Here is a 21,109-nt window from a genome sequence, read left to right as displayed (position 1 = left end):
CGTCCGTCCGGGAGCCGCCGGTGCGCGTGATCGTCAGGACCGTCAGCGAACTCTGCATCACCGTCGGCACCCTGATCGTGCTCTTCGTCGTGTATGTGATGTTCTGGACGGGTGTGCAGGCCGATCGGGTGATGGGCGACCAGATCGACCGGTTGCAGCAGCGGTGGTCCCGGGGGAGCGTCCAGCCGGAGCCCGTGGCGACACCTCGAACATATGAACCCGGTGCGCCCTTCGCGATCATGTACATCCCGCGGCTCGGTTCCACGTGGAACAAGCCGGTGCTGGAGGGTACGGGCACCGGCACCCTGAAGAAGGGTCTCGGGCACTACGCGCGCACCGCGCGGCTCGGCCGGAAGGGGAACTTCGCGGTGGCGGGGCACCGGCGGACGTACGGCGACCCGTTCAAGGACTTTCCCGAGCTCAGGCCGGGTGACGCGGTGGTGCTCACGGACGGGACCACCTGGTTCACGTATCGGATCGACAAAGGCCCGTACAAAACAGTGCCGACCGACGTCGAGGTGATCGACCCTGTTCCCCGTAAGTCCGGGTACACGCGTCCGGGCCGGTATCTGACGCTGACCACGTGCGATCCGGAATGGGGGCACAGCCACCGGCTGATCGTCTGGGCGCACCTGGATTCCACACAGCCTGTGGAGGCAGGCGAACCGAGGGCGCTGCGCCGTTAGTCTGGTGACGTACGGCGTGGGTCTGGTGCCGTAGGGGATACGGAAGGGACGGCAAGGGACGGCATGTACGGCTGGATCTGGCGGCATCTGCCGGGCAACGCGTGGGTGAAGGCCCTCATCTCCCTCGTCCTGGTCCTGGCCGTGGTCTACATCCTGTTCCAGTACGTCTTCCCGTGGGCCGAACCGCTGCTGCCCTTCAACGATGTGACGGTGGACAACCAGTGAGTGCGCGGATTCTCGTCGTCGACAACTACGACAGCTTCGTCTTCAACCTCGTCCAGTACCTGTACCAGCTGGGCGCGGAGTGTGAGGTCCTGCGCAACGACGAGGTGTCGACCTCGCACGCCCAGGACGGCTTCGACGGCGTGCTCCTGTCGCCCGGACCGGGGACCCCGCAGGAGGCGGGCGTGTGCGTGGACATGGTCCGGCACTGCGCGGCCACCGGGGTGCCGGTCTTCGGCGTGTGCCTCGGCATGCAGTCGATGCAGGTGGCGTACGGCGGTGTGGTCGACCGGGCGCCCGAGCTGCTGCACGGCAAGACCTCGCCGGTCGAGCACGAGGGCAAGGGCGTCTTCGCGGGCCTGCCCTCGCCCTTCACGGCGACCCGCTACCACTCGCTGGCCGCCGAGCCGGCCACGGTCCCGGCCGAGCTGGAGGTGACCGCCCGCACGCACGACGGCATCATCATGGGCCTGCGCCACCGCGACCTTCCGGTGGAGGGCGTGCAGTTCCACCCCGAGTCGGTGCTGACCGAGCACGGGCACCGGATGCTGGCCAACTGGCTGGCGGAGTGCGGCGACGACGGTGCCGTGGCGAGGTCGGCGGGGCTCGCCCCGGTGGTGGGCAGGGCCACGGCGTGACCGCGCTGCGCCCCGAGCGCGAGGACTTGTACGACGGCGAGAGACCGTACGAGTCCTCCGGCGGTGCGCGGCCGTACGGCGGGCGGCGGCAGGATCCGCCGACGGCTCCGATGCCCCGGCTGACCGAGGAGGGCCTCACGGCGCCGCCGCCTCCCGGCGAGGACCTCACGGCGGCTGCGGCCCTGCCTCGCGCCGACGAGGAGACGATGGCGCTGCGGATTCCGCGGCCGACGGGGTACGGCGCGCAGAGCGAGGCCGCACGGGCGGGCACAGGGGCCGCTGGAGCCTCCTCGGCCGCTTCGGTCACCCCGGTCGCACCCGGCGGCCGTGCGGCCCGGAGAAGGGCCGCCAAGCGGCGTGGCGGGCGGCACGGCGGGGTCAGGGACGCCCGCGAGCCGGCGGCCCCGCCCGCGGACCGGGACCCGCAGCGGCCCCTGAGCCGGGTGGAGGCCCGGCGGCAGGCCCGGCTGCGCAAGCCGAGCCCGGCGACCGTCGCGAGCCGGGCGATCGGCGAGGTGTTCATCACCACCGGCGTCCTGATGCTGCTGTTCGTCACCTACCAGCTGTGGTGGACCAACGTCCGCGCGCACGCGCAGGCCGGCAGCGAGACGCACCAGCTCCAGGACGACTGGGCCAACGGCAAGCGCAATCCGGGCGTCTTCGAGCCGGGGCAGGGCTTCGCCATCCTGCACATCCCGAAGCTGGACGTGGTCGCGCCCATCGCGGAGGGCGTCAGCAACAAGAGGGTGCTCGACAAGGGCATGGTCGGGCACTACGGCGAGGCCCCGCTGAAGACGGCGATGCCCGACGCCAGGACCGGCAACTTCGGCCTCGCCGCGCACCGCAACACGCACGGCGAGCCGTTCCGGTACATCAACAGGCTCAAGGCCGGGGACGCGGTCGTGGTCGAGACGCAGGACACCTACTTCGTGTACAAGGTGACCTCGATGCTCCCGGTGACCCCGCCGTCCAACACCAGCGTGCTGAACCCGGTCCCGCCGGGCTCCGGGTTCACCGGGCCCGGCCGGTACATCACCCTCACCACCTGCACGCCGGAATTCACCAGCAAGTACCGGTTGATCGTCTGGGGCAAGATGGTCCAGGAACGCCCGCGCAGCAAGGGCAAGCCGGACGCGCTCATCGAGTAGGGCTCACCGACCAAGGGCAGAGGACACAGTGGCAGCGACCGCCGACGAGACCGAAGAGACCACGGACGCGTCCGAACCGGAACCGGCTCCCCGCCGGCGCCCCGGCCGGATCGCGCTGGCGGTCAGCGTCTTCGGGGAACTCCTCATCACGGCTGGCGTGCTGCTCGGCCTGTTCGTCGTCTACTCGCTGTGGTGGACGAACGTGATAGCCGACCGCAAGGCGGACCGGCAGGCCGACAAGGTGCGCGAGCACTGGGCCGAGCCGCAGGAGTCCGGTCCCGGCGCGCTCGACACCAAGGACGGCATCGGGTTCCTGCACGTGCCCGCGATGCACAACGGCGAGGTGCTGGTCGAGAAGGGCACCGGAACGGACGTCCTCAACGACGGTGTGGCCGGCTACTACACGGACCCCGTCAAGGCCACGCTGCCCACCACGGGCAAGGCCGGCAACTTCGCCCTCGCCGCCCACCGGGACGGGCACGGCGCGAAGTTCCACAACATCGACAAGCTGAGGAAGGGCGACCCGATCGTCTTCGAGACGCGGGACGACTGGTACGTCTACAAGGTCTACTCGGTCCTCCCCGAGACCTCGAAGTACAACGTCAAGGCGCTCTCCGCCGTCCCCGAGGAGTCCGGCAGGAAGAAGCCGGGCCACTACATCACCCTGACGACCTGCACCCCCGTCTACACCTCCCGCTACCGGTACGTGGTGTGGGGGGAGCTGGTCCGGGTGGAGAAGGTGGACGCCGAGCGCACTGTGCCGAGGGAACTGCGCTGAGCATGCGGGTGGGCCCCTGCCGGGATGTCCCGGCAGGGGCCCACGTGTGTGCGGGGCCTGTCAGCCGCCGCCGCCGAAGAAGCCGCCGCCACCGTTGTCGCCGCCGTTGTTGCCGCCGGTGAAGTCCACGGTGGTCAGAACGATCTGCGTGCTGGCCGGGTCCGCCTGGGTGCCCTGCGGCGGGGTCTGCTGGATGACCCGTGCCTTGTCGTCGTTCGAGCCGCTGACCTGGATGTTCGTGAAGCCCTGCTGTTGCAGGATCTGCTGGGCCTGCTTCAGGGTCTGGCCCGTGACGTTCGGCACCGGCTTCTGCTGCGGTTGCTGCGCCTTGCCCACGTTGATCGCGATGGGCGTGTTCTTGGAGACCTGCTGGCCCGCCGACGGGTTGGTGTTCTGGACCTTGCCGTCCTGAGCCGGGTCCGTCACCGGGGTCTCGGTGCAGCTGGAGTTCGGCGCGAGGCCCTTGGCCTGGAGTTCGGCCTTCGCCTCGTCGCAGGACTTGCCGGTGACGTCGGGGACGGTCACCTTCTCCTCGGGCTTGGCGACCGTGAGGGTGATCGTGGTGCCCTTCTCCTTGCTGGAGCCGCCCTCCGGGTCCTGGCTGATGACGACGTCGGGCGTCTGGGTCGACACCTGGGTCTTCTTCTCGACCTCGAAGCCCTTCTCCTTGAGCTGGGCCTCGGCCTGGTCGAACTGGATGCCGCGCACGTCCGGCACGGGGACCTTGGGCGCGCCCGTGGAGATCACCAGGTTGACCGTGCTGTTCTTGTCGACCTTCTCGTCCGGCTGCGGGTCCTGTGAGCACACGTTGCCCGTGGCCTGGTCCTCGCAGGCCTTCTTGGTGACCGACACCTTGAGGTCGACGTTCGCGGCCATCTTGCGGGCCGTCTTCTCCGGCTGGCCCACGAACGACGGCACGGGCACCTTGCCGTCGCCCCCGCCGTTACCGCCGACCGCGTACATGCCGATCAGGATCGCGCCGACCAGGACCAGCAGGCCCGCGACCACCAGCAGGATCGTGGAGCTGTTGGACTTCTTCTGCTGGCGGCGGCGGTCCGGGCGATCGTCGTAGCCGTAGCCGCCGTCGTCGGGGTTCATCGGCGGCAGCATGGTGGTCGCCGCCGCGCCCGGCTCCGAGCGCATGGCGGTCGTCGCCTGGTCGTCGGGGTAGCCGCCGTAGCCGACGGCGCCCATCGCGGCGGTGGCGGCGACCGGCTGGCCGTCCAGGCACGCCTCGATGTCGGCGCGCATCTCGTCGGCCGACTGGTAGCGGTAGTTGGGGTCCTTGACCAGCGCCTTGAGGACGATCGCGTCCATCTCGGGCGTGATCTCGGGGTCGAAGACCGACGGGGGCTGCGGTTCCTCCCGGACGTGCTGGTAGGCCACGGCCACCGGGGAGTCGCCCACGAAGGGCGGCCGTACCGTCAGCAGTTCGTACAGGAGGCAGCCGGTCGAGTAGAGGTCCGACCGGGCGTCGACCTGCTCGCCCTTCGCCTGCTCCGGCGAGAGGTACTGGGCGGTGCCGATGACCGCCGCGGTCTGGGTCATGGTCATGCCGGCGTCGCCCATGGCGCGGGCGATGCCGAAGTCCATCACCTTGACCTGGCCGTTGCGGGTCAGCATGACGTTGGCCGGCTTGATGTCCCGGTGGACGATGCCGCTGCGGTGCGCGTACTCCAGGCCCTGGAGGATGCCGATGGTCATCTCCATGGCGCGCTCGGGCAGCAGCTTGCGGCCGGAGTGCAGCAGCTCGCGGAGCGTGGAACCGTCGACGTACTCCATCACGATGTACGGGATGGAGACCCCGTCGATGTAGTCCTCGCCCGTGTCGTAGACCGCGACGATCGCGGGATGGTTGAGCGAGGCGGCCGACTGGGCCTCCCGGCGGAACCGGGCCTGGAAGGACGGATCGCGCGCGAGGTCCGCGCGCAGCGTCTTCACCGCCACGGTGCGGCCGAGCCGGGTGTCATGCGCGAGGTAGACCTCCGCCATGCCACCGCGGCCGAGCACCTGGCCCAGCTCGTACCGGCCGCCGAGGCGACGCGGCTCTTCCATAGCTACCTACCAGCCCTCTCCGTCGGTCTCGGCCGCGCACCCCTGTGCGCGGCCGGAGGCTGCCGTCCGGGCCTACCGTACCCGGCTCGCTGTGTGTGACCTGGCCAAGCCCGTAACCCGATACAGGACCGGTATCGCAACGTGCGGCGATGTGAAGGGTGTGTGAGCGGCGTCACTCCCGGTGGCCGGCGGCGGTCACTTCTTGGAGTCGATGACCGCCTTCATGACGTCCTTCGCGATCGGCGCGGCCAGACCGCCACCGGAGATGTCGTCGCGGTTGGCGCTCTCGTCCTCGATCACCACGGCCACGGCGACCGGCGAGCTGCCGTCGCCGAGTTTGGCGTAGGAGATGAACCAGGCGTACGGGTTCTCGCTGTTCTCTACACCGTGCTGGGCGGTACCGGTCTTGCCGCCGACCGTGACGCCGTCGATCTTCGCCCGCGTACCGGTGCCCTTCTCGACCACCGTCTGCATCATGTCCTGGAGGATCTGCGCGTTCTTCGGCGACAGCGGCCGGCTCAGCTCCTCCGGCTTGGTCGTGGCGACCGGGTCCAGGTTGGAGGACTGGAGCGAGTCGACCATGTACGGCTTCATCAGCTTGCCGTCGTTGGCGACGGCCGAGGCGACCATGGCCATCTGGAGCGGGGTGGCGGCGGTGTTGTACTGGCCGATGGAGGACAGCGCGGTCTGCGACTGGTTCATGCCGTCCGAGAACACCGAGGCGCTGGAGCGGACCGGGGTGAACTGCTCGGCGTCGAAACCGAACTTCTTCGCTTCCGCGAGCATCTTGTCGTTGCCGAGGTCGGAACCGATCTTGCCGAAGACGGTGTTGCAGGAGTACTGGAGCGCGACCCGCATGGTCGCGTTCTCACACGGGATGTTGCCCTCGTTCTTCAGCTGGGTCGTGGTGCCCGGCATGGTCCACGGCAGCGGCGAGTCGGTCCGCTCGTCGGCCGAGGAGTACTTGCCGTTCTCCAGTGCCGCGGCGGCCGTGACCACCTTGAAGGTGGAGCCCGGCGGGTAGGTCTCGCGCAGCGCCCGGTTCAGCATCGGGTCGTTGGGGTTGTACTTCTTCTGGAGCTTCTTCCAGGCCGCGGCGTCGTCGTTGGTGTTGCCCGCGAACGACGAGGGGTCGTACGACGGGTAGGAGGCCAGCGCCAGTATCTTGCCCGTGGAGGGGTCCAGGGCGACGACCGCGCCCTTGCCGCCGCGCTGCTTCAGACCGTCGTACGCCGCCTTCTGCGCGGCGGCGTTGAGCGTGGTGACGACGTTGCCGCCCTGCTGCTCCTTGCCGGTGATCATGTCCAGCGTCTTGCGGAAGAACAGCCGGTCGTCGTTGCCGGTGAGGATGCCGTCCTCGATGGACTCCAGCTGGGTGGCGCCGAAGGCCTGCGAGGCGTAGCCGGTGACCGGCGCCCACATGGGGCCGTTCTTGTAGGTCCGCTTGTACTTGAGGTCGTTCAGACCGGTCTTGCTGGTCAGGGCGGACCCGGTGATCGGGTCACCGCCGGACACGATGATGTCGCCGCGCGGAGTGGCGTAGCGGGCGATGGTGACGCGGCGGTTGTTCGGGTCGTCCTTGAGCTTGTCGGCCCTGACGTACTGGAGGTAGTTGTCCCGCAGCAGCAGGGTGAGGACGAGGAGGCCGCAGAAGATCGCGATCCGGCGCAGGGGTTTGTTCATGACGGGCGGACCACCTGGGTCATCTCGGCGTCAGGGTTGGCGGCGGGGGCGGGCGCCGGGCGGCGGGCGGTGTCGCTGATGCGGATCAGGACGCCGATCAGCGCCCAGTTGGCGATGACCGACGAACCACCGTAGGCGAGGAACGGCATCGTCATACCGGTCAGCGGGATGAGGCCCATCACACCGCCGGCCACGACGAAGACCTGGAGCGCGAAGGCGCCGGACAGGCCGATGGCGAGCAGCTTGCCGAAGGGGTCGCGGGCGGCGAGGGCGGTGCGCACGCCGCGCTCCACGATCAGGCCGTAGATCAGCAGGATCGCCATGATGCCGGCCAGGCCCAGCTCCTCGCCGAAGGTGGCGAGGATGAAGTCGGAGTTGGCGGCGAACCGGATCAGCTCGGAGTGGCCCTGGCCCCAGCCGGTGCCGAGGGTGCCGCCGGAGCCGAACGCCCACAGCGCCTGCTGGAGCTGGTCGGAGTGGACACCGGGGACGCCGGGGGTGCGGCTGAGCGTGTACTCGCGCATCGGGTCGAGCCAGGCCTGCACACGGACCTTGATGTGCGGTTCGAAGCTGGCCACGCCGATGGCGCCGGCGGCGGACATCAGCAGACCGAAGACGATCCAGCTGGTCCGCTCGGTGGCGACGTACAGCATGATCACGAACATGCCGAAGAACAGCAGCGACGTACCGAGGTCGGTCTCGAAGACCAGGATGAGGATCGAGATCGCCCAGACGACGAGGATCGGGCCGAGGTCGCGACCGCGCGGCAGGTACATGCCCATGAAGCGGCGGCTGGCGAGCGCGAGCGCGTCGCGCTTGACCATCAGGTAGCCGGCGAAGAACACCGCCAGCACGATCTTGGCGAACTCACCGGGCTGGATGGTGAAGCTGCCGATCGAGATCCAGATCTTGGCGCCGTACACGTCCGCGCCCAGGCCCGGGACCAGCGGCAGGAGCAGCAGGAACAGCGCGGCCACCATGGAGATGTAGGTGTAGCGCTGGAGCGTGCGGTGGTCCTTGAGGAAGATCAGCACCGCTACGAACAGCGCGATGCCCATCGCCGTGTAGATCAGCTGGTTGGTCGCCTTGCCGCCCGCGACATGGATCTGCTGGAGCAGCTTGGACTGGTCCAGCCGCCAGATGCACACCAGTCCGAGCCCGTTGAGCAGGGTGGCGAGCGGCAGCAGCAGCGGGTCGGCGTACGGGGCGAACTTCCGTACGACGAGATGGGCGACGGCTGCCAGCAGACCCAGCCCGAGGCCGTAGCTCAGCAGGCCCGCGGGGACCTGGCCGTCGATGGCCAGGCCCACGTTCGCGTAGGCGAACACGGGGATGGCCACGGCGAAGACCAGCAGGGCCAGCTCGGTGTTGCGGCGGCTCGGCGCGCCGATCGCGCCGATCGTGGACGTGTGGTGCGTCGGCGAGTTCGTAGTACTGCTCATCGTGTGACAGGGCCTCTCACGGCTTGCCTACTGCTTACCGCACAGCGAGACGACCTTCTGCTCGTCCTCCGAGAGAGTCGGGCCGGGGCTGGGGGTCGCGGACGGGGTCGTGGACGGAGACTTCGAAGGGGACGTCGGGGACGTCTTCGAGGCCGACGGGTTCGGGGTCGTGTTCGGCGTCGGGGAGGCCTTGACGAAGGCGGTCTGCGTGGTGGTGCCCGTGGACGTTCCGGTGCCGCCGGAGCTGTTGGCGCCGCCGGTCTTGTCCTGGCCGCCCTTGGCGTCGTCCCGCGCGCGCTCGGCCGCCTGGCGCTCGGCCTGCTTGCGGCAGGCGGACGCCTGCACGGCCAGCTCCTGGACCTTCGTCCGGGCCGCCTCCAGACCGCCCTCCGCGATCGTCGCCTTCACCTGCTTCTGCTGGTACGGCGGCAGGTACTTGAGTTCGATCTCGGGGTGGTCCTTCTCCACCTTCGACAGCGACACCCAGGCCAGGTCCTGGCTGATCCCGCGGTACAGCGCGACGTGCTCGTCCTTGGTGCCGACGTAGTACTGGGTCTGCGTCCAGCGGTAGCCGCCGTACAGGCCGCCGCCGACGACGGCGAGGGCGAGGACGCCGTAGAGCGAGGTCTTCAGCCATCCGCGCCGCTTGCGCGGCTTGGTGAAGTCGTCGTCGGCGTAGTCGCCGAAGCCGTCGGCCGGGACGTAGCCGGCGGTGTCGCCGGAGCCGGGCGGGCCGAACTCGCCGCCGCCGTGCCCCTGGCCCTGCCGGCCCAGGTGGGAGGCGCGGCCCGCCGGGGTCTGCATGATGCCGTTGTCGTGCAGGTGGTTCTGGTTCTCGGCGACGGCGCCGACCACGACGGGCTGGTCGGACAGCTGCCCGGCGAGGGTGTCACCGGTGTCCAGGTCGAGCACGTCGGCGACGATGACCGTGATGTTGTCGGGGCCGCCGCCGCGCAGCGCGAGCTGGATGAGCTCCTGCACGGTCTCCTGCGGGCCCTGGTAGCTGGCGAGGGTCTCCTCCATCGTCTGGTGGGAGACCACGCCGGACAGGCCGTCGGAGCAGATCAGATAGCGGTCGCCGGCCCGGACCTCGCGGACCGACAGGTCGGGCTCGACGTGGTCGCCGCTGCCGAGGGCGCGCATCAGCAGCGAGCGCTGCGGGTGGGTGGTGGCCTCTTCCTCGGTGATCCGGCCCTCGTCCACGAGCCGCTGCACCCAGGTGTGGTCCTGGGTGATCTGGGTGAGCACACCGTCCCGGAGCAGGTACGCGCGCGAGTCGCCGACGTGCACGAGACCGAGCCGCTGGCCGGTCCACAGCAGCGCGGTCAGTGTCGTCCCCATGCCTTCGAGCTGGGGGTCCTCCTCCACCATGGCGCGCAGCTGGTCGTTGGCGCGCTGCACGGCCACGCCGAGGGAGGTGAGGATGTCGGAGCCGGGCACGTCGTCGTCGAGCGTGACCAGGGTGGAGATCACCTCGGAGGAGGCGACCTCGCCCGCCGCCTGGCCGCCCATGCCGTCGGCGATGGCGAGCAGGCGCGGACCGGCGTAACCGGAGTCCTCGTTGCCCTCCCGGATCATGCCCTTGTGCGATCCGGCGGCGAAGCGCAGTGACAGACTCATGCGCACCTCGCCCGTCGGCTCCGAATGCAGCCGGTCGTGTCGAGCCACACTGCCCACCCTCCGGTCGGGAGCGCGTCGGAGACCGGGTGGCGGTCTGCCGCTGCGTGCTCGCTCCGCTCGCGCTCATTCATGACGTAGCACTACTTCCGCAGCTCGATTGCGGTCTTGCCGATGCGGATCGGCGCGCCCAGCGGGATCGGTGTGGGGGTCGTCAGCCGGGACCGGTCCAGGTAGGTGCCGTTGGTGGAACCGAGATCCTCGATGATCCACTGGCCGTCACGGTCCGGGTAGATCCTGGCATGGCGGCTGGAGGCGTAGTCGTCGTCCAGCACGATCGTGGAGTCGTGCGCCCGGCCCAGGGTGATCGTCTGGCCCTGCAACGCGACGGTGGTGCCGGTGAGTGTGCCCTCGGTCACCACCAGCTTGGTGGGGGCGTTGCGGCCACGCCGGCCGCCGCCGCCCTGCTGGCCGCGCTGCGGCGGGGGCGCGGCCTGCTGCCGGGTCTGCTGCCGGCCCGTCTGCTGCGGCCGGGCCGCTTCCCTACGCGATCCGCGCTGGGTGACGCGCGTACCGAACAGGTCGCTCCGGATGACCTGCACGGCCACGATCACGAACAGCCACAGTACGGCCAGGAAACCCAGCCGCATGACCGTGAGGGTCAGCTCTGACATTGCCCCCGCTTCACCCTTCGGCTTGCCTATAGATAACGGTGGTGCTGCCCACGACGATCCGCGAGCCGTCGCGGAGCGTAGCGCGGGTGGTGTGCTGCCCGTCCACCACGATGCCGTTGGTGGAGCCGAGATCCTGGATCGTCGAGGGCGTTCCGGTCCGGATCTCGCAGTGCCGGCGGGACACGCCGGGGTCGTCGATCCGCACGTCGGCGTCGGTGCTGCGGCCCAGCACCAGCGTCGGGCGGGAGATCTGATGGCGGGTGCCGTTGATCTCGATCCAGTAGCGGGTGCGCGCGCCGCTCATCGGGGCCGCGGCCGGCCGCTGTGTGGCGGGCTGCGGGTAACCGTAGCCGCCGGGGCGGGTGCCGGGCGGCGGTGCGGACGGCATCGGGGGCGCGCCGGCGGGCGGGGCGGCCGGCGGGTAGCCGTAGCCGCCGGGGGCGCCCGCCGCGGGGCGGCCGGGCGCCGGCGCGCCGGGAGCCTGCGGCGCCCCTTGCTGGTTACTGGAGGAGGCGAGGGTGCGCGAGCGCACCCGGTACAGGCCGGTGTCCAGGTCGTCGGCCTTCTCCAGGTTGACCTTGATCGGGCCCATGAAGGTGTAGCGCTGCTGCTTGGCGTAGTCGCGCACCATGCCGGCCAGCTCGTCGCCGAGCTGCCCGGAGTAGGGGCTGAGGCGCTCGTGGTCCGGCGCGCTCAGCTCCACGATGAAGTCGTTGGGCACGACGGTCCGGTCACGGTTCCAGATGGTGGCGTTGTTGTCGCACTCCCGCTGGAGCGCTCCGGCGATCTCCACGGGCTGGACCTCGGACTTGAAGACCTTGGCGAAGGTGCCGTTCACCAGACCTTCGAGACGCTGCTCGAACTTCTTCAGGACTCCCATGGGGCACCTCCTCCGTCCCTGCCGTCGTCTTGCCTGTTCTGTGCCGTTGCCTTGCCGGGTACTGCGGGTACTGCGGGTACTGCTCACTGATCGTATCTACGCGCCCGCCAAACAGCCGGTTCCCCCAGCGGCTCCCCTTCGAACTCCCGGGTGCGTGTCCTGCTGCCATGGATCGTAGAGGCGCGCGAAGTCCAGTGTCCCGCACCCGGCTGCGGACCCGGTCCGCCTCCCGGGCAGATGGCCTGGACCGGTACGAGGTTGATACGAGAAGCGCGTCTCCCTGATACGTGCGGCGTTCGGCGGGCGCGTCGTTGAGGCGGTACGCCGCGCGCGCCGGGGCTCGGGGCCGGTGGGAAGCGATGTGAATCCACCCCGTACGACGTGCTAATGTTCTGGGTGTCGGAAGGGGCCGGGCCGAGAGGGCCGGAAACGGAAGACACACCCAATGCGCGGGTGGCGGAATAGGCAGACGCGCTGGATTCAGGTTCCAGTGCCCGAAAGGGCGTGGGGGTTCAACTCCCCCCTCGCGCACAGAGAAACCGATGAGACGGGTCTCTGCCGGTGACGGAAGTCACGGCAGGGGCCCGTTTCTCGTTGTATTCGGAGTTGTGAGGGATCGCCCAGCCAGGTGTCGCCGTGCGTGGACCCGTCTGTGAACTAAGTCACGGGCAGGGCCCGGGGTCTGGGTGCCGGGCCTCCGCTCTTCCCCGGGAACCCTCCCCGGAAATCCCGCCGAGGGCGTCATGTCCATGCTGTTAGCCTTCTCCGCACGCGCGCGTGGGGGGAGCGGCCGGGGGGCCGGAGGGGATGCCAGAGCGTTGCCGTACCTCCGCCCATGCCACCCCTGCTCCCTGGAGGAACGGTGGCCCGACTCGGTACGCACCGGCACAGACCCCAGCCCGCATCACACCCGGCACGACGCACCGCGGCCGTCCTCGCGGCGGCGCTCGGCCTCGCCCTGCCCCTCGCGAACACGCCCGCGACGGCCGCGCCGGCCGCGCCCACGGTCTCCGCGGGAGAACTCGTCCTGCCCGCCGCCGCGCGGGCCGTCCCCCGGTTCACCCGGATCCTCAACGCCGGGACCAGCGGCTTCCTGTGGGTGCAGGAGGGCGACGACCGGTTCCTGTGGACGGACTACGCCACCGGCGCCACCACCGCGCTGGACCAGCGCATGCCGGTCCCGCTCCAGTACGACATCGACAACGGCTCCTACCGCGGGGACGTCTCCTTCGAACCCGGCCACTACGGGGACGGGTCGGACACCGTCGCCCTCTACTCGGAGGAGGACGCGCAGGTCACGCTCGTGCGAGGCGCGGAAACGCCCGGCACCGGCAGCGCGGTGGTGCCGGTGCCCGAGGGCCACACGTACGAGGGCACGTTCGGCGACACCGTGCTCACCAGCACGAGCGACCTCGCCGGGAACCCGGACGCCTACCAGCTCCTGAGGGCCGACGACGGCGAGGTCCGCCGGACGCCGGTGACGGGGCTGCCCGGCGGCGCCCACGACATCCGCGTCGAGGACGGTGACGCACGGTCCGTCATCCTGCGCTGGCAGACGGAGGACGGCAGCCACTGGAGCATCGTCGACCTCGCCACCGGCGTGGCGGAGGCGCTGCCCGACCGGCCCGATCCGCAGGAGGCCTGGGAGGTGACCGGCTTCCGGCTGAGCCCCGGCACGGTGCTGCGGCTGCGCACCGGACGCGGCAAGGCGGACCTGCTCGACCGGGCCGACCCGGCCGCCACACCCCGCACCCTGGAGACGAGTTCGCTGACGTACCAGGCCGCCTACGGCGTCGTCGGCTCGGCACTGCTGGGCGTCGAGCCGATGTCGCCGGGTGACGACAAGTACCGGGGCCAGCCCCTGTTCGCCCTCACGTCCGACGGCTCGGACACCGCCCTGACCAAGGTCATGGACCCGGCCGCCCATCAGCTCGTCCAGGCCCCGGACGGCTCCGTCCTGGTGGCGGGCGCCGCGGCGTACGTCGACCGGGGCGACCTCGACTGGGGCGTGTACCGGGTCGCCCAGGGCGCCGACGGCTCGGTCACCCGCAGCCGCCTGACCGCCGTACAGCCGATGCCCGCGCAGGTCCACGGACTCTCCCTCGGCAGCGGCATCCTCACCACGGCCGACAACAGCACGCTCTACGAGCCGCACACGATCCTCGGCGCCTACCGCAGCACCTGGCTCACCACGAGCGGCACCCCGAGCCCCGCACGGACCACCGTGGACGGCCTGGTCAGCGGCTGGGACGGCTTCTGCGACGAGACCACGCCCCGCTGCATCCGGATGTTCGCCGACGGCACCGGCCGCCACGGCCGCCGCGACTCCACCGAGTCCGGCCTGACCATGCTGCGCGCCAACGGCGCCGTCGACTGGGGCCCGACCCTCGACACCGGCGACGACTCCCCGGAGCTCACGGACCTCTCCGGGCGGTACGCCGTCGTCGACGGCGCCTCCTCCGGCAAGCAGTACATCGGTGGGTTCGCCACCGCCGGGGCGGGCAAGGTCCTGCTCAAGCGGGACCGGGTCGCCGCGGCCGTGTGGGGGAACACCCTGTGGAGCGGCGCGGCGAGCGGCGGGAAGGTCACGGCCACCCGGCTCCCCGCGGGAACCGCCGTCGAGTCCTTCACCACCCGCGACGGCTGCACCCCGTCCGACCTCCAGGCCGTGGGCCGCTTCGTCTACTGGGTCTGCCGGGACGCCTGGGGCGACGTACACGGCGCGGGCCTGTACGACCGCACGACCAAGCGCACCTCCACCGCCCCGGACAGCCGGGTCCTGCTCGGGGACGGATACCTGGTCGAGCGGGTTCCCGGCACCCAGTCGGACAGCGGGCTGAGGTTGCTCGACCTGCACAACGGGCTGCCGGCCGGCGGCAGTCACACCGACCTGCCGAGCCGCGAGCTGGCCGACTGGACCGACCTCGGCCAGGAGAACACCGGGGCCGGGAGCAGCTGGACCGTGGACCGCTTCGGCGGCGGCGTCGCCTACGCCGACCGCGACCAGCGCGTGCACGTCGTGCCGGCCGGCGTCCCGGCGTCCCCCCTCACGGCCGTCGACGCCACGGTCACCGCGGGCTCCGCGCACTGGTCCGGCACCTGGTGGCTGTCCAAGCCCGCCGCCGACTGGAAGGTGACCGTCCGCCGGAAGACGTCCGGCGCCACCGTCCGTACGCTCTCCGGCGGCACGGCCCGGGGCCTGCTGACGGCCGCCTGGGACGGCAGGGACACCGCGGGTCGCCTGGTCGCCAACGGCGCCTACACCTGGACCCTCACCGCCCGGCCCGCCGACGGCCGGGGCGCCGCGCTCACCCTCTCCGGAGACGTCAAGGTGACCGCCGGGACGGCGGCACCGCGCGACTACGCCGGCAACGACGGGGTCGGTGACGTCCTCACCCTCAGCTCCTCCGGCACCCTCACCGTCCGGCGCGGCACCGGTACGGGCACGCTGGGCGGCACGGTCTCCGGCTCCGGCTGGCCGGCCACCGCCCGGATCGTGCCGTTCGGCGACCTGGACGGCGACCACTGCAACGACGTGCTGGTCCGCACCGGCGGCGCCCTGCGGGCCTACCGCCCGGCCTGCGGCAAGGCCCCGACGCCCGCCACGCCGTACACCTCGCTCGGCACCTCCGGCTGGAACGCGTACGACGTCCTGACCTCACCCGGCGACGTCAACGGCGACGGCCGGCCCGACCTGATCGGCCGCCAGTCCTCGACCGGGGACGTCTACCTCTTCAAGGGCGCGGCGAACGGCAGGCTCTCCGCCCGCACGAGGATCGCCTCCCACTGGACCGGCTACAAGAAGATCGTCGGCGCCGGTGACCTCACCGGCGACGGCCGCGGCGACCTCCTCGTCCAGGACAAGTCCAACGAGCTGTGGCGGTACGAGGCCACCACCACGAGCACGGGCGGCTTCAAGGCCCGCGTCAAGGTGTTCGCCGACTGGGGCGCCTCCTACAACGCGGTCGTCGGCGCGGGCGACTTCACCGGCGACGGCCGCGCGGACCTCGTGGCCCGCGACACCGCGGGCACCGTGTGGCGCTACAACGGCAACGGCAAGGGCTCGTTCGGGGGCCGAGTGAAGATCGCCACCGGGTGGAAGGGGTACACGGCCGTCATGTGACGGCGGATGCGACGTCAGCCACGGGTCCTGGGCTGGACTTTGCGCCGGGCCCCGTGCCAGGATCCGCCTCGGTCACGAAGCCGATCGCGCCCCTGGACGAGCGTCGGCTGGCAACCTCGCTCACCGCGCAAGGTGCCCTCCAGGGAAGACCGGGCCCCCACGGTCCCGTGGGGGTAAGCGCGGATCTCCCTGCCCGGCGGGTAAGGGGGTCCCTCTCGGACGGAGACCCTCATGACCGCCGGCAACCCGATCACGCGAACGTCCCAGTGGGGCCTCTACCAGCAGGCCGTCGTGGACGTGGAGTTGCCCGGAGGACCGGTCCGCATCACCCCGGCACCGCCCGGGGTGGTGGTGGGCCGGTTCCCCGTCCCGCACGGGGAGACCATCCACGTGGTCACGGCCCACAACCCCCGGGGCACCCGCGCCTCCCGGCAGCACAACGACCGCGCGCATCGGCAATTGCTCGGCCTGCTGCGCCGGCGGGGACTTCCGTGGTGGCCCGCTGTCGGCGGTGACCCGGACGGCCGGCACACCGAGGAGAGCGCGGCGATCGTCGGCCTGAGCGACGACGAAGCGCGCGCGCTGGGACGGGAGTTCGGGCAGGACGCGGTGTTCGCCTGGTCGGCGCCGGCATGGAGGCTGCTCACCTGCTTCGGCGCCGAAGAGGCACTGACACTCGGGTGGCGGGCTACAGAGCGGCCTTCAGGGCCTTCAGGGCCTTCAATGCCTTGAGGGTCTTCAGGTCTTGAGAATCTTCAGGGTCTTGAGGGCCTTCAGGGCCTTCAGGGCCTTCAGGGTCTTGAGGGTCTTCACCCGCGGGCGCGCTGAGTTTCCCCAGGGTGCTGACGGTTTTCGGCCACCGGCTGTACGGTCTCCCCGAGTTGATGTTCGTACCGTCGCCTGTTCGAAGGCGGGCGGGCCGTGCGGGGAAGGCGGTCGCGGTGACCGGAACCGATGTAGGAGCGACGGACGCGGCGGACCGGGGCGCACGCCGCCTGCCCCGGGTGCGCGGGTTCGCCGCCTGGCCGCCGCAGGGCTCGCCGAAGGAGGAGGGCAAGGCGCTCCGGACGGGTGTGCCGCGCTCCGCCCACCGCACGCTGGAGCTGGACGCCGCCCGCCCCGACGCGGTGAGCGCGGTGGCCGAGTCCAACGCCGGCCGCATCGCCGAACTGACCCCGCTGCGCGTGGGCCGGATGGCGGCCACCCCCTTCGCCTTCCTGCGCGGCTCCGCCGCACTCATGGCGTACGACCTCGCGCGCACCCCCACCACCAGGATCGGCACCCAGATCTGCGGTGACGCCCACGCGGCCAACTTCGGGCTGTACGGCGACGCCCGCGGCGACCTCGTCATCGACCTCAACGACTTCGACGAGACCGCGCACGGCCCCTGGGAGTGGGACCTCAAGCGGCTCGTGGCCTCGCTGGTGCTCGCCGGCCGCGAGGCGGGCGCCGACGAGGACACCTGCCGCGCCGCGGCCCAGGACGCGGCCGGTGCCTACCGCCGTACCATGCGGCTGCTCGCCAAGCTGCCCGTGCTCGACGCCTGGAACGCCATCGCGGACGAGGAACTGGTCTCCCACACCGACGCCCACGACCTGCTCGGCACGCTCCAGCGGGTCTCGGAGAAGGCCCGGGCCAACACCAGCGGCCGGTTCGCCGCGAAGTCGACCGAGCCGGTGCCGGACGGCGGACGCCGGTTCGTGCCCGCGCCGCCGGTGCTGCGCCGCGTACCGGACGCGGAGGCCGCCGCGGTCGCCGCGTCCCTGGAGTCGTACGTCGACACCCTCGGCGAGGACCGCCACCCGCTGCTCGCCCGGCACGCCGTGCACGACGTCGCCTTCCGGGTGGTCGGCACCGGCAGCGTCGGCACCCGGTCCTACGTCGTCCTGCTCCTCGACCACCGTGGCGAGCCCCTGGTCCTCCAGGTGAAGGAGGCCCGTCCCTCCGCGCTCGTCCCGCACCTGGTCACGGCCGGTTTCGAGGCGCCCGCGGTGCCACACGAGGGGCGCCGCGTGGTCCTCGGGCAGAAGCGGATGCAGGTCGTCAGCGACACCTTGCTGGGCTGGACCACCGTCGAGGGGCGCCCGTACCAGGTGCGGCAGTTCCGCAACCGCAAGGGCAGCGTCGACCCGGCCGCCCTCGCCGCCGACCAGATCGACGACTACGGCCGCATGACCGGCGCCCTGCTGGCCCGCGCCCACTCCCACAGCGCCGACCCCCGGCTGGTCGCCGGCTACTGCGGCAAGAACGAGGAACTGGACGAGGCGATGGCCGCGTTCGCCGTCGCCTACGCCGACCGCACGGAGGCGGACCACGCCGAGCTGGTCGCGGGGATCAGGGCGGGGCGGATCGAGGCGGAGCTGGGGGTCTGAGGGCGGCTCCGGGGGGCGAGGGGCGGTTGTGAGGGCTGTCCCGGGGGCGGGGTGCGGCTGTGAGGGGGGTTCCCCGGGAGCGGAGGTGCGGGTTCCCGGGCGGGGGCGGGACGGCTTTGAAACGGGGGTTTGTCGGGGTCCGAGGGGTGGTGTCCCGGGGTTCGAGGGGTGGCGTGGCGGGGTCCGAGGGGTGGTGTGCCGGAAGCGCGGGAACCGCGCCCGGGCCGAGCCGGGGCAACGGCTACGCTGGGCGGGTGACAACCCCGGAAGCCGGCCAGTCCCAGGCCCCCCGCCCCGAGGAACGGCTGGAACAGGCCGTACGGGCCGCCGAGCAGGCGTTGATCGAGTACGAGATCGCCGTGGAGACCTTCCGCGTCGAGGTCGAGAACTTCGCCCGCCTCCACGAACAGCGACTCGGCCCGCTCTACACCCGCATCGAGGAGCTGGACGCGGAGATCGCCGAGGCGAAGGCCGCCCGCACCGGCGACCCCGAGGACATCCGCCGCGCAGCTGAGGCCCGTGCCCAGGTGACGCCGATCCCGGGCGTGGAGGAGCTGCTGCACGGCTGGATGGACGGTGACGGCCTGTTCCCGGAGGCCGTCGCCATGCTCACCGACCAGCCGGTGCGGCCCCCGCAACGGGTGCGGCCCAGCGAGGAGGCCCGCAAGCTCTACCGCGAGCTGGCCCGCAAGGCGCACCCCGACCTGGCCCAGGAGGAAGCGGAGCGGAAGCGGCGCGAGGAGTTCCTCAGCCGGGTCAACGCCGCCTATGCCCGTGGCGACGAGGCCCTGCTCAGGGAGCTGGCCGAGGAGTGGGCCGCCGGACCGGTACCGCCGGAGCGCCGCCCCAGCCCCGTCGAGGAGCTGTACGCCCGCCTCGAATGGCTCGCCCAGCGCAAGGAACTGCTCACCCTCGTCGCCCGCGAACTGGAGGACGGCGCGATCGCCGGCATGCTCCGCCTCGCGCCGGACGACCCCGACGGACTGCTCGACGAGATCGCCGGCCGGCTGCGCGCCGACATCACCCAGCGGGAGGCGGAACTGGCCGCCCTGCTGGGGCAGGACTGAACCGACCCTCGCTTCGGGTAGCGTCGGAGCCATGAATTTCGGAGCTGGTGTGCCCACGGTCCAGGTCACGGACCTCAAGGACGGCGACTTCCTGCTGGACGTCCGCGAGGACGACGAGTGGCAGGCGGGCCACGCCGGGGGAGCCCTGCACATTCCCCTCAGCGAGTTCGTGGCCCGCTACGGCGAGCTGACCGAGGCCGCCCCGCAGGACGGACGCGTCCACGTCATCTGCCGCTCGGGCGCCCGCTCCGCCCAGGTCACCATGTACCTGGTCCAGCAGGGCGTCGACGCGGTGAACGTCGACGGCGGCATGCAGCACTGGCAGGCGGCCGGCCGCCCCGTCATCACCGACGACGGCAAGCCGGGTTTCGTCCTGTAGCCCCGGGCCTCCCGGGCGCCGGTCCCCAGCCCTGGATTCCCGGCCTCTCGGCCCCCGGTCCCGGCCCCTGATGCCCGGCCTCCCGGGCGCCGGTCAGCCGGGCGCCGGTCAGCCGAGGGGATGGGTGGCCAGCAGGTCGCCCAGCCCCTCCTCGTACGCCGCCGCCGGGCCGAGCGAGAGCTCCAGGTGCTTGGCCCAGGCGTGATAGCGGTGCAGCGGGTAGTCGGTGTCCGCGCCGAACCCGCCGTGCAGATGCTGGGCGGTCTGCACCACCCGCCGTACCCCCTCCGCCGCCCAGATCTTCGCCACGGCGACGTCCCCGGCGACGGGCAGCGCCCCCGGCGCCCCCGAGGCGATCCGCCACGCGGCCTGCCACAGGGTGGCCTCCATGGCTCGCAGATCGATGTACCGGTCCGCGGCCTGCACGGCCACCGCCTGGAACGTCGCGATCGGATACCCGAACTGCTCCCGCTTGCCGGTGTACTCACCGGTCATCCGCAGCACCCGCTCGCCCAGCCCGAGTGCCAGCGCGCAGGTGCCCGTGACCAGCAGCCCGCGCAGCCACTCCCAGGCGCCGTCGGCCTCGATCACCTCACCGGGCCCGACCCGCACGGACCGCAGCCGCAGCTCGGCCAGCCGCTCACCGCTGGTGGAGACCTGCTCCGCGAGTACCAGCCCGTCCGCCTCGCGCGGCACCAGCGCCAGCACGGCCGCATCGCCGGCCGTGCCCTCGACGTGCGCCGGTACGACGACCAGGTCCGCGTCGAACGCCCACGGCACCGCCGTCTGCACCCCCTCCAGCAGCCAGGTCCGCCCCTCCCGCCGTGCGGTGACGGCCAGTTCGGCCGGGTCGTGGCCGGTACGGCCCTGTGCCGCGACGGTCAGCACCAGCTCGCCCCGGCCTGCCTGGACCAGCAGCCGGTCCGCAAGCTCCGGGCTGCCGTAGGTCTGCACGGCCGCCGCGGCGGCGCAGTGCTCCAGCAGCGGCACCCGGGCCAGCACCCGGCCGGCCTCGCGCAGCACCAGGCACAGCGCGATGGCGTCCAGACCCGCACCGCCGTGCGCCTCGGCCAGCAGCAGGCTCAGCAGGTCCGCGTCGGCGAGCCGGGACCACAGCGCCCGGTCGAAGCCCTCGGCGACGGCGCCGATGGTGAGCGCTGGACTGGGCACCGCGTCCGGCGCGACCCCGGCGAACACCCCGCGCGCCGCCTCGGCCGCCGCCTGCTGCTCCTCGCTGAAGGTGAAGTCCACGGCCTGTCCTCCTGGCGGGTCCGGTGATCCGGTGATCCGGTCATCAGGTCGTCCGATCGTCCGGCGGTGTGCCGGTGTGCCGGTGTGCCGGTGT

General features: G+C 71.6%; 17 protein-coding genes, 1 tRNA gene and 1 riboswitch. Of the genes, 11 read left to right on the top strand and 7 right to left on the bottom strand.

What is annotated here, in order from left to right:
• Positions 1–20 precede the first annotated feature (20 nt).
• The 5 genes from IE294_RS20155 to IE294_RS20135 all read left to right on the top strand — a co-directional run bounded on the left by IE294_RS20155 (position 21) and on the right by IE294_RS20135 (position 3,472).
• The gene (locus IE294_RS20155) at positions 21–686 is read left to right on the top strand and encodes a class E sortase (RefSeq protein ID WP_189888072.1); all 666 of its coding nucleotides are present in this window, start codon (positions 21–23) and stop codon (positions 684–686) included.
• Between the two features lie 63 nt (positions 687–749).
• On the top strand, positions 750–911 hold the full coding sequence (locus tag IE294_RS20150; RefSeq protein WP_014673796.1) for a hypothetical protein: 162 nt from the start codon (positions 750–752) through the stop codon (positions 909–911).
• Positions 908–1,546 (top strand): aminodeoxychorismate/anthranilate synthase component II, encoded by a 639-nt coding sequence (locus IE294_RS20145; RefSeq protein ID WP_189888069.1) that lies wholly within the window; start codon positions 908–910, stop codon positions 1,544–1,546. The genes IE294_RS20150 and IE294_RS20145 overlap by 4 nt, the downstream gene beginning before the upstream one ends.
• On the top strand, positions 1,543–2,694 hold the full coding sequence (locus IE294_RS20140) for a class E sortase (protein WP_189888066.1): 1,152 nt from the start codon (positions 1,543–1,545) through the stop codon (positions 2,692–2,694). Before IE294_RS20145 ends, IE294_RS20140 begins: the two co-directional genes overlap by 4 nt.
• Positions 2,695–2,722: 28 nt before the next feature.
• A complete protein-coding gene (locus IE294_RS20135) occupies positions 2,723–3,472 on the top strand; it encodes a class E sortase (RefSeq protein ID WP_189888064.1) in 750 nt (249 codons plus the stop codon).
• Between the two features lie 60 nt (positions 3,473–3,532).
• Here the strand turns inward: IE294_RS20135 and pknB are convergent, their stop codons facing one another.
• From pknB to IE294_RS20105, 6 genes are all read right to left on the bottom strand, one after another.
• Positions 3,533–5,527, bottom strand: a complete 1,995-nt coding sequence (pknB, locus tag IE294_RS20130) for a Stk1 family PASTA domain-containing Ser/Thr kinase (protein ID WP_189888061.1) — start codon at positions 5,525–5,527, stop codon at positions 3,533–3,535.
• Between the two features lie 195 nt (positions 5,528–5,722).
• On the bottom strand, positions 5,723–7,210 hold the full coding sequence (locus IE294_RS20125; RefSeq protein WP_189888058.1) for a peptidoglycan D,D-transpeptidase FtsI family protein: 1,488 nt from the start codon (positions 7,208–7,210) through the stop codon (positions 5,723–5,725).
• A complete protein-coding gene (locus IE294_RS20120) occupies positions 7,207–8,652 on the bottom strand; it encodes an FtsW/RodA/SpoVE family cell cycle protein (protein ID WP_189888055.1) in 1,446 nt (481 codons plus the stop codon). The genes IE294_RS20125 and IE294_RS20120 overlap by 4 nt, the downstream gene beginning before the upstream one ends.
• A gap of 27 nt (positions 8,653–8,679) precedes the next feature.
• A complete protein-coding gene (locus tag IE294_RS20115) occupies positions 8,680–10,272 on the bottom strand; it encodes a Stp1/IreP family PP2C-type Ser/Thr phosphatase (protein WP_189888053.1) in 1,593 nt (530 codons plus the stop codon).
• A gap of 140 nt (positions 10,273–10,412) precedes the next feature.
• Positions 10,413–10,943, bottom strand: a complete 531-nt coding sequence (locus IE294_RS20110; RefSeq protein WP_014673804.1) for an FHA domain-containing protein FhaB/FipA — start codon at positions 10,941–10,943, stop codon at positions 10,413–10,415.
• 10 nt (positions 10,944–10,953) lie between these two features.
• The gene (locus IE294_RS20105) at positions 10,954–11,823 is read right to left on the bottom strand and encodes an FHA domain-containing protein (protein WP_189888050.1); all 870 of its coding nucleotides are present in this window, start codon (positions 11,821–11,823) and stop codon (positions 10,954–10,956) included.
• A gap of 447 nt (positions 11,824–12,270) precedes the next feature.
• On the opposite strand from IE294_RS20105, the gene IE294_RS20100 reads away from it, so the two are divergent.
• The 6 genes from IE294_RS20100 (at position 12,271) to IE294_RS20075 (ending at position 19,764) form a co-directional block, all read left to right on the top strand.
• Positions 12,271–12,354, top strand: a tRNA-Leu gene (locus IE294_RS20100).
• 331 nt (positions 12,355–12,685) lie between these two features.
• Positions 12,686–15,946 carry an FG-GAP-like repeat-containing protein gene (locus IE294_RS20095; RefSeq protein ID WP_229917235.1) on the top strand — a complete coding sequence of 1,087 codons (3,261 nt, stop codon included), beginning with the start codon at positions 12,686–12,688 and terminating at the stop codon, positions 15,944–15,946.
• Positions 15,947–16,016: 70 nt separating this feature from the next.
• Positions 16,017–16,132, top strand: a riboswitch (SAM riboswitch).
• Between the two features lie 45 nt (positions 16,133–16,177).
• Entirely contained in the window at positions 16,178–16,678 is a 501-nt protein-coding gene (locus IE294_RS20090) for a DUF3293 domain-containing protein (RefSeq protein WP_189888044.1), read from the top strand.
• A 152-nt stretch (positions 16,679–16,830) separates the two neighbouring features.
• Positions 16,831–18,318 (top strand): DUF2252 domain-containing protein, encoded by a 1,488-nt coding sequence (locus tag IE294_RS20085; RefSeq protein WP_373315836.1) that lies wholly within the window; start codon positions 16,831–16,833, stop codon positions 18,316–18,318.
• 254 nt (positions 18,319–18,572) lie between these two features.
• Positions 18,573–19,385, top strand: a complete 813-nt coding sequence (locus IE294_RS20080; RefSeq protein WP_189888038.1) for a hypothetical protein — start codon at positions 18,573–18,575, stop codon at positions 19,383–19,385.
• A 49-nt stretch (positions 19,386–19,434) separates the two neighbouring features.
• Entirely contained in the window at positions 19,435–19,764 is a 330-nt protein-coding gene (locus tag IE294_RS20075; protein ID WP_014673811.1) for a rhodanese-like domain-containing protein, read from the top strand.
• Between the two features lie 108 nt (positions 19,765–19,872).
• Here IE294_RS20075 and IE294_RS20070 read toward each other — a convergent pair whose 3' ends face one another.
• Positions 19,873–21,015 (bottom strand): acyl-CoA dehydrogenase family protein, encoded by a 1,143-nt coding sequence (locus tag IE294_RS20070; RefSeq protein ID WP_189888036.1) that lies wholly within the window; start codon positions 21,013–21,015, stop codon positions 19,873–19,875.
• Between the last annotated feature and the right edge of the window lie 94 nt (positions 21,016–21,109).

Source organism: Streptomyces canarius (assembly GCF_014650735.1).
In the GTDB taxonomy this organism is placed as follows: Bacteria; Actinomycetota; Actinomycetes; order Streptomycetales; family Streptomycetaceae; genus Streptomyces; species Streptomyces olivaceoviridis.
Note: the sequence above shows the minus strand (reverse complement) of the source record. Positions and strands in the feature narration are given on the sequence as shown.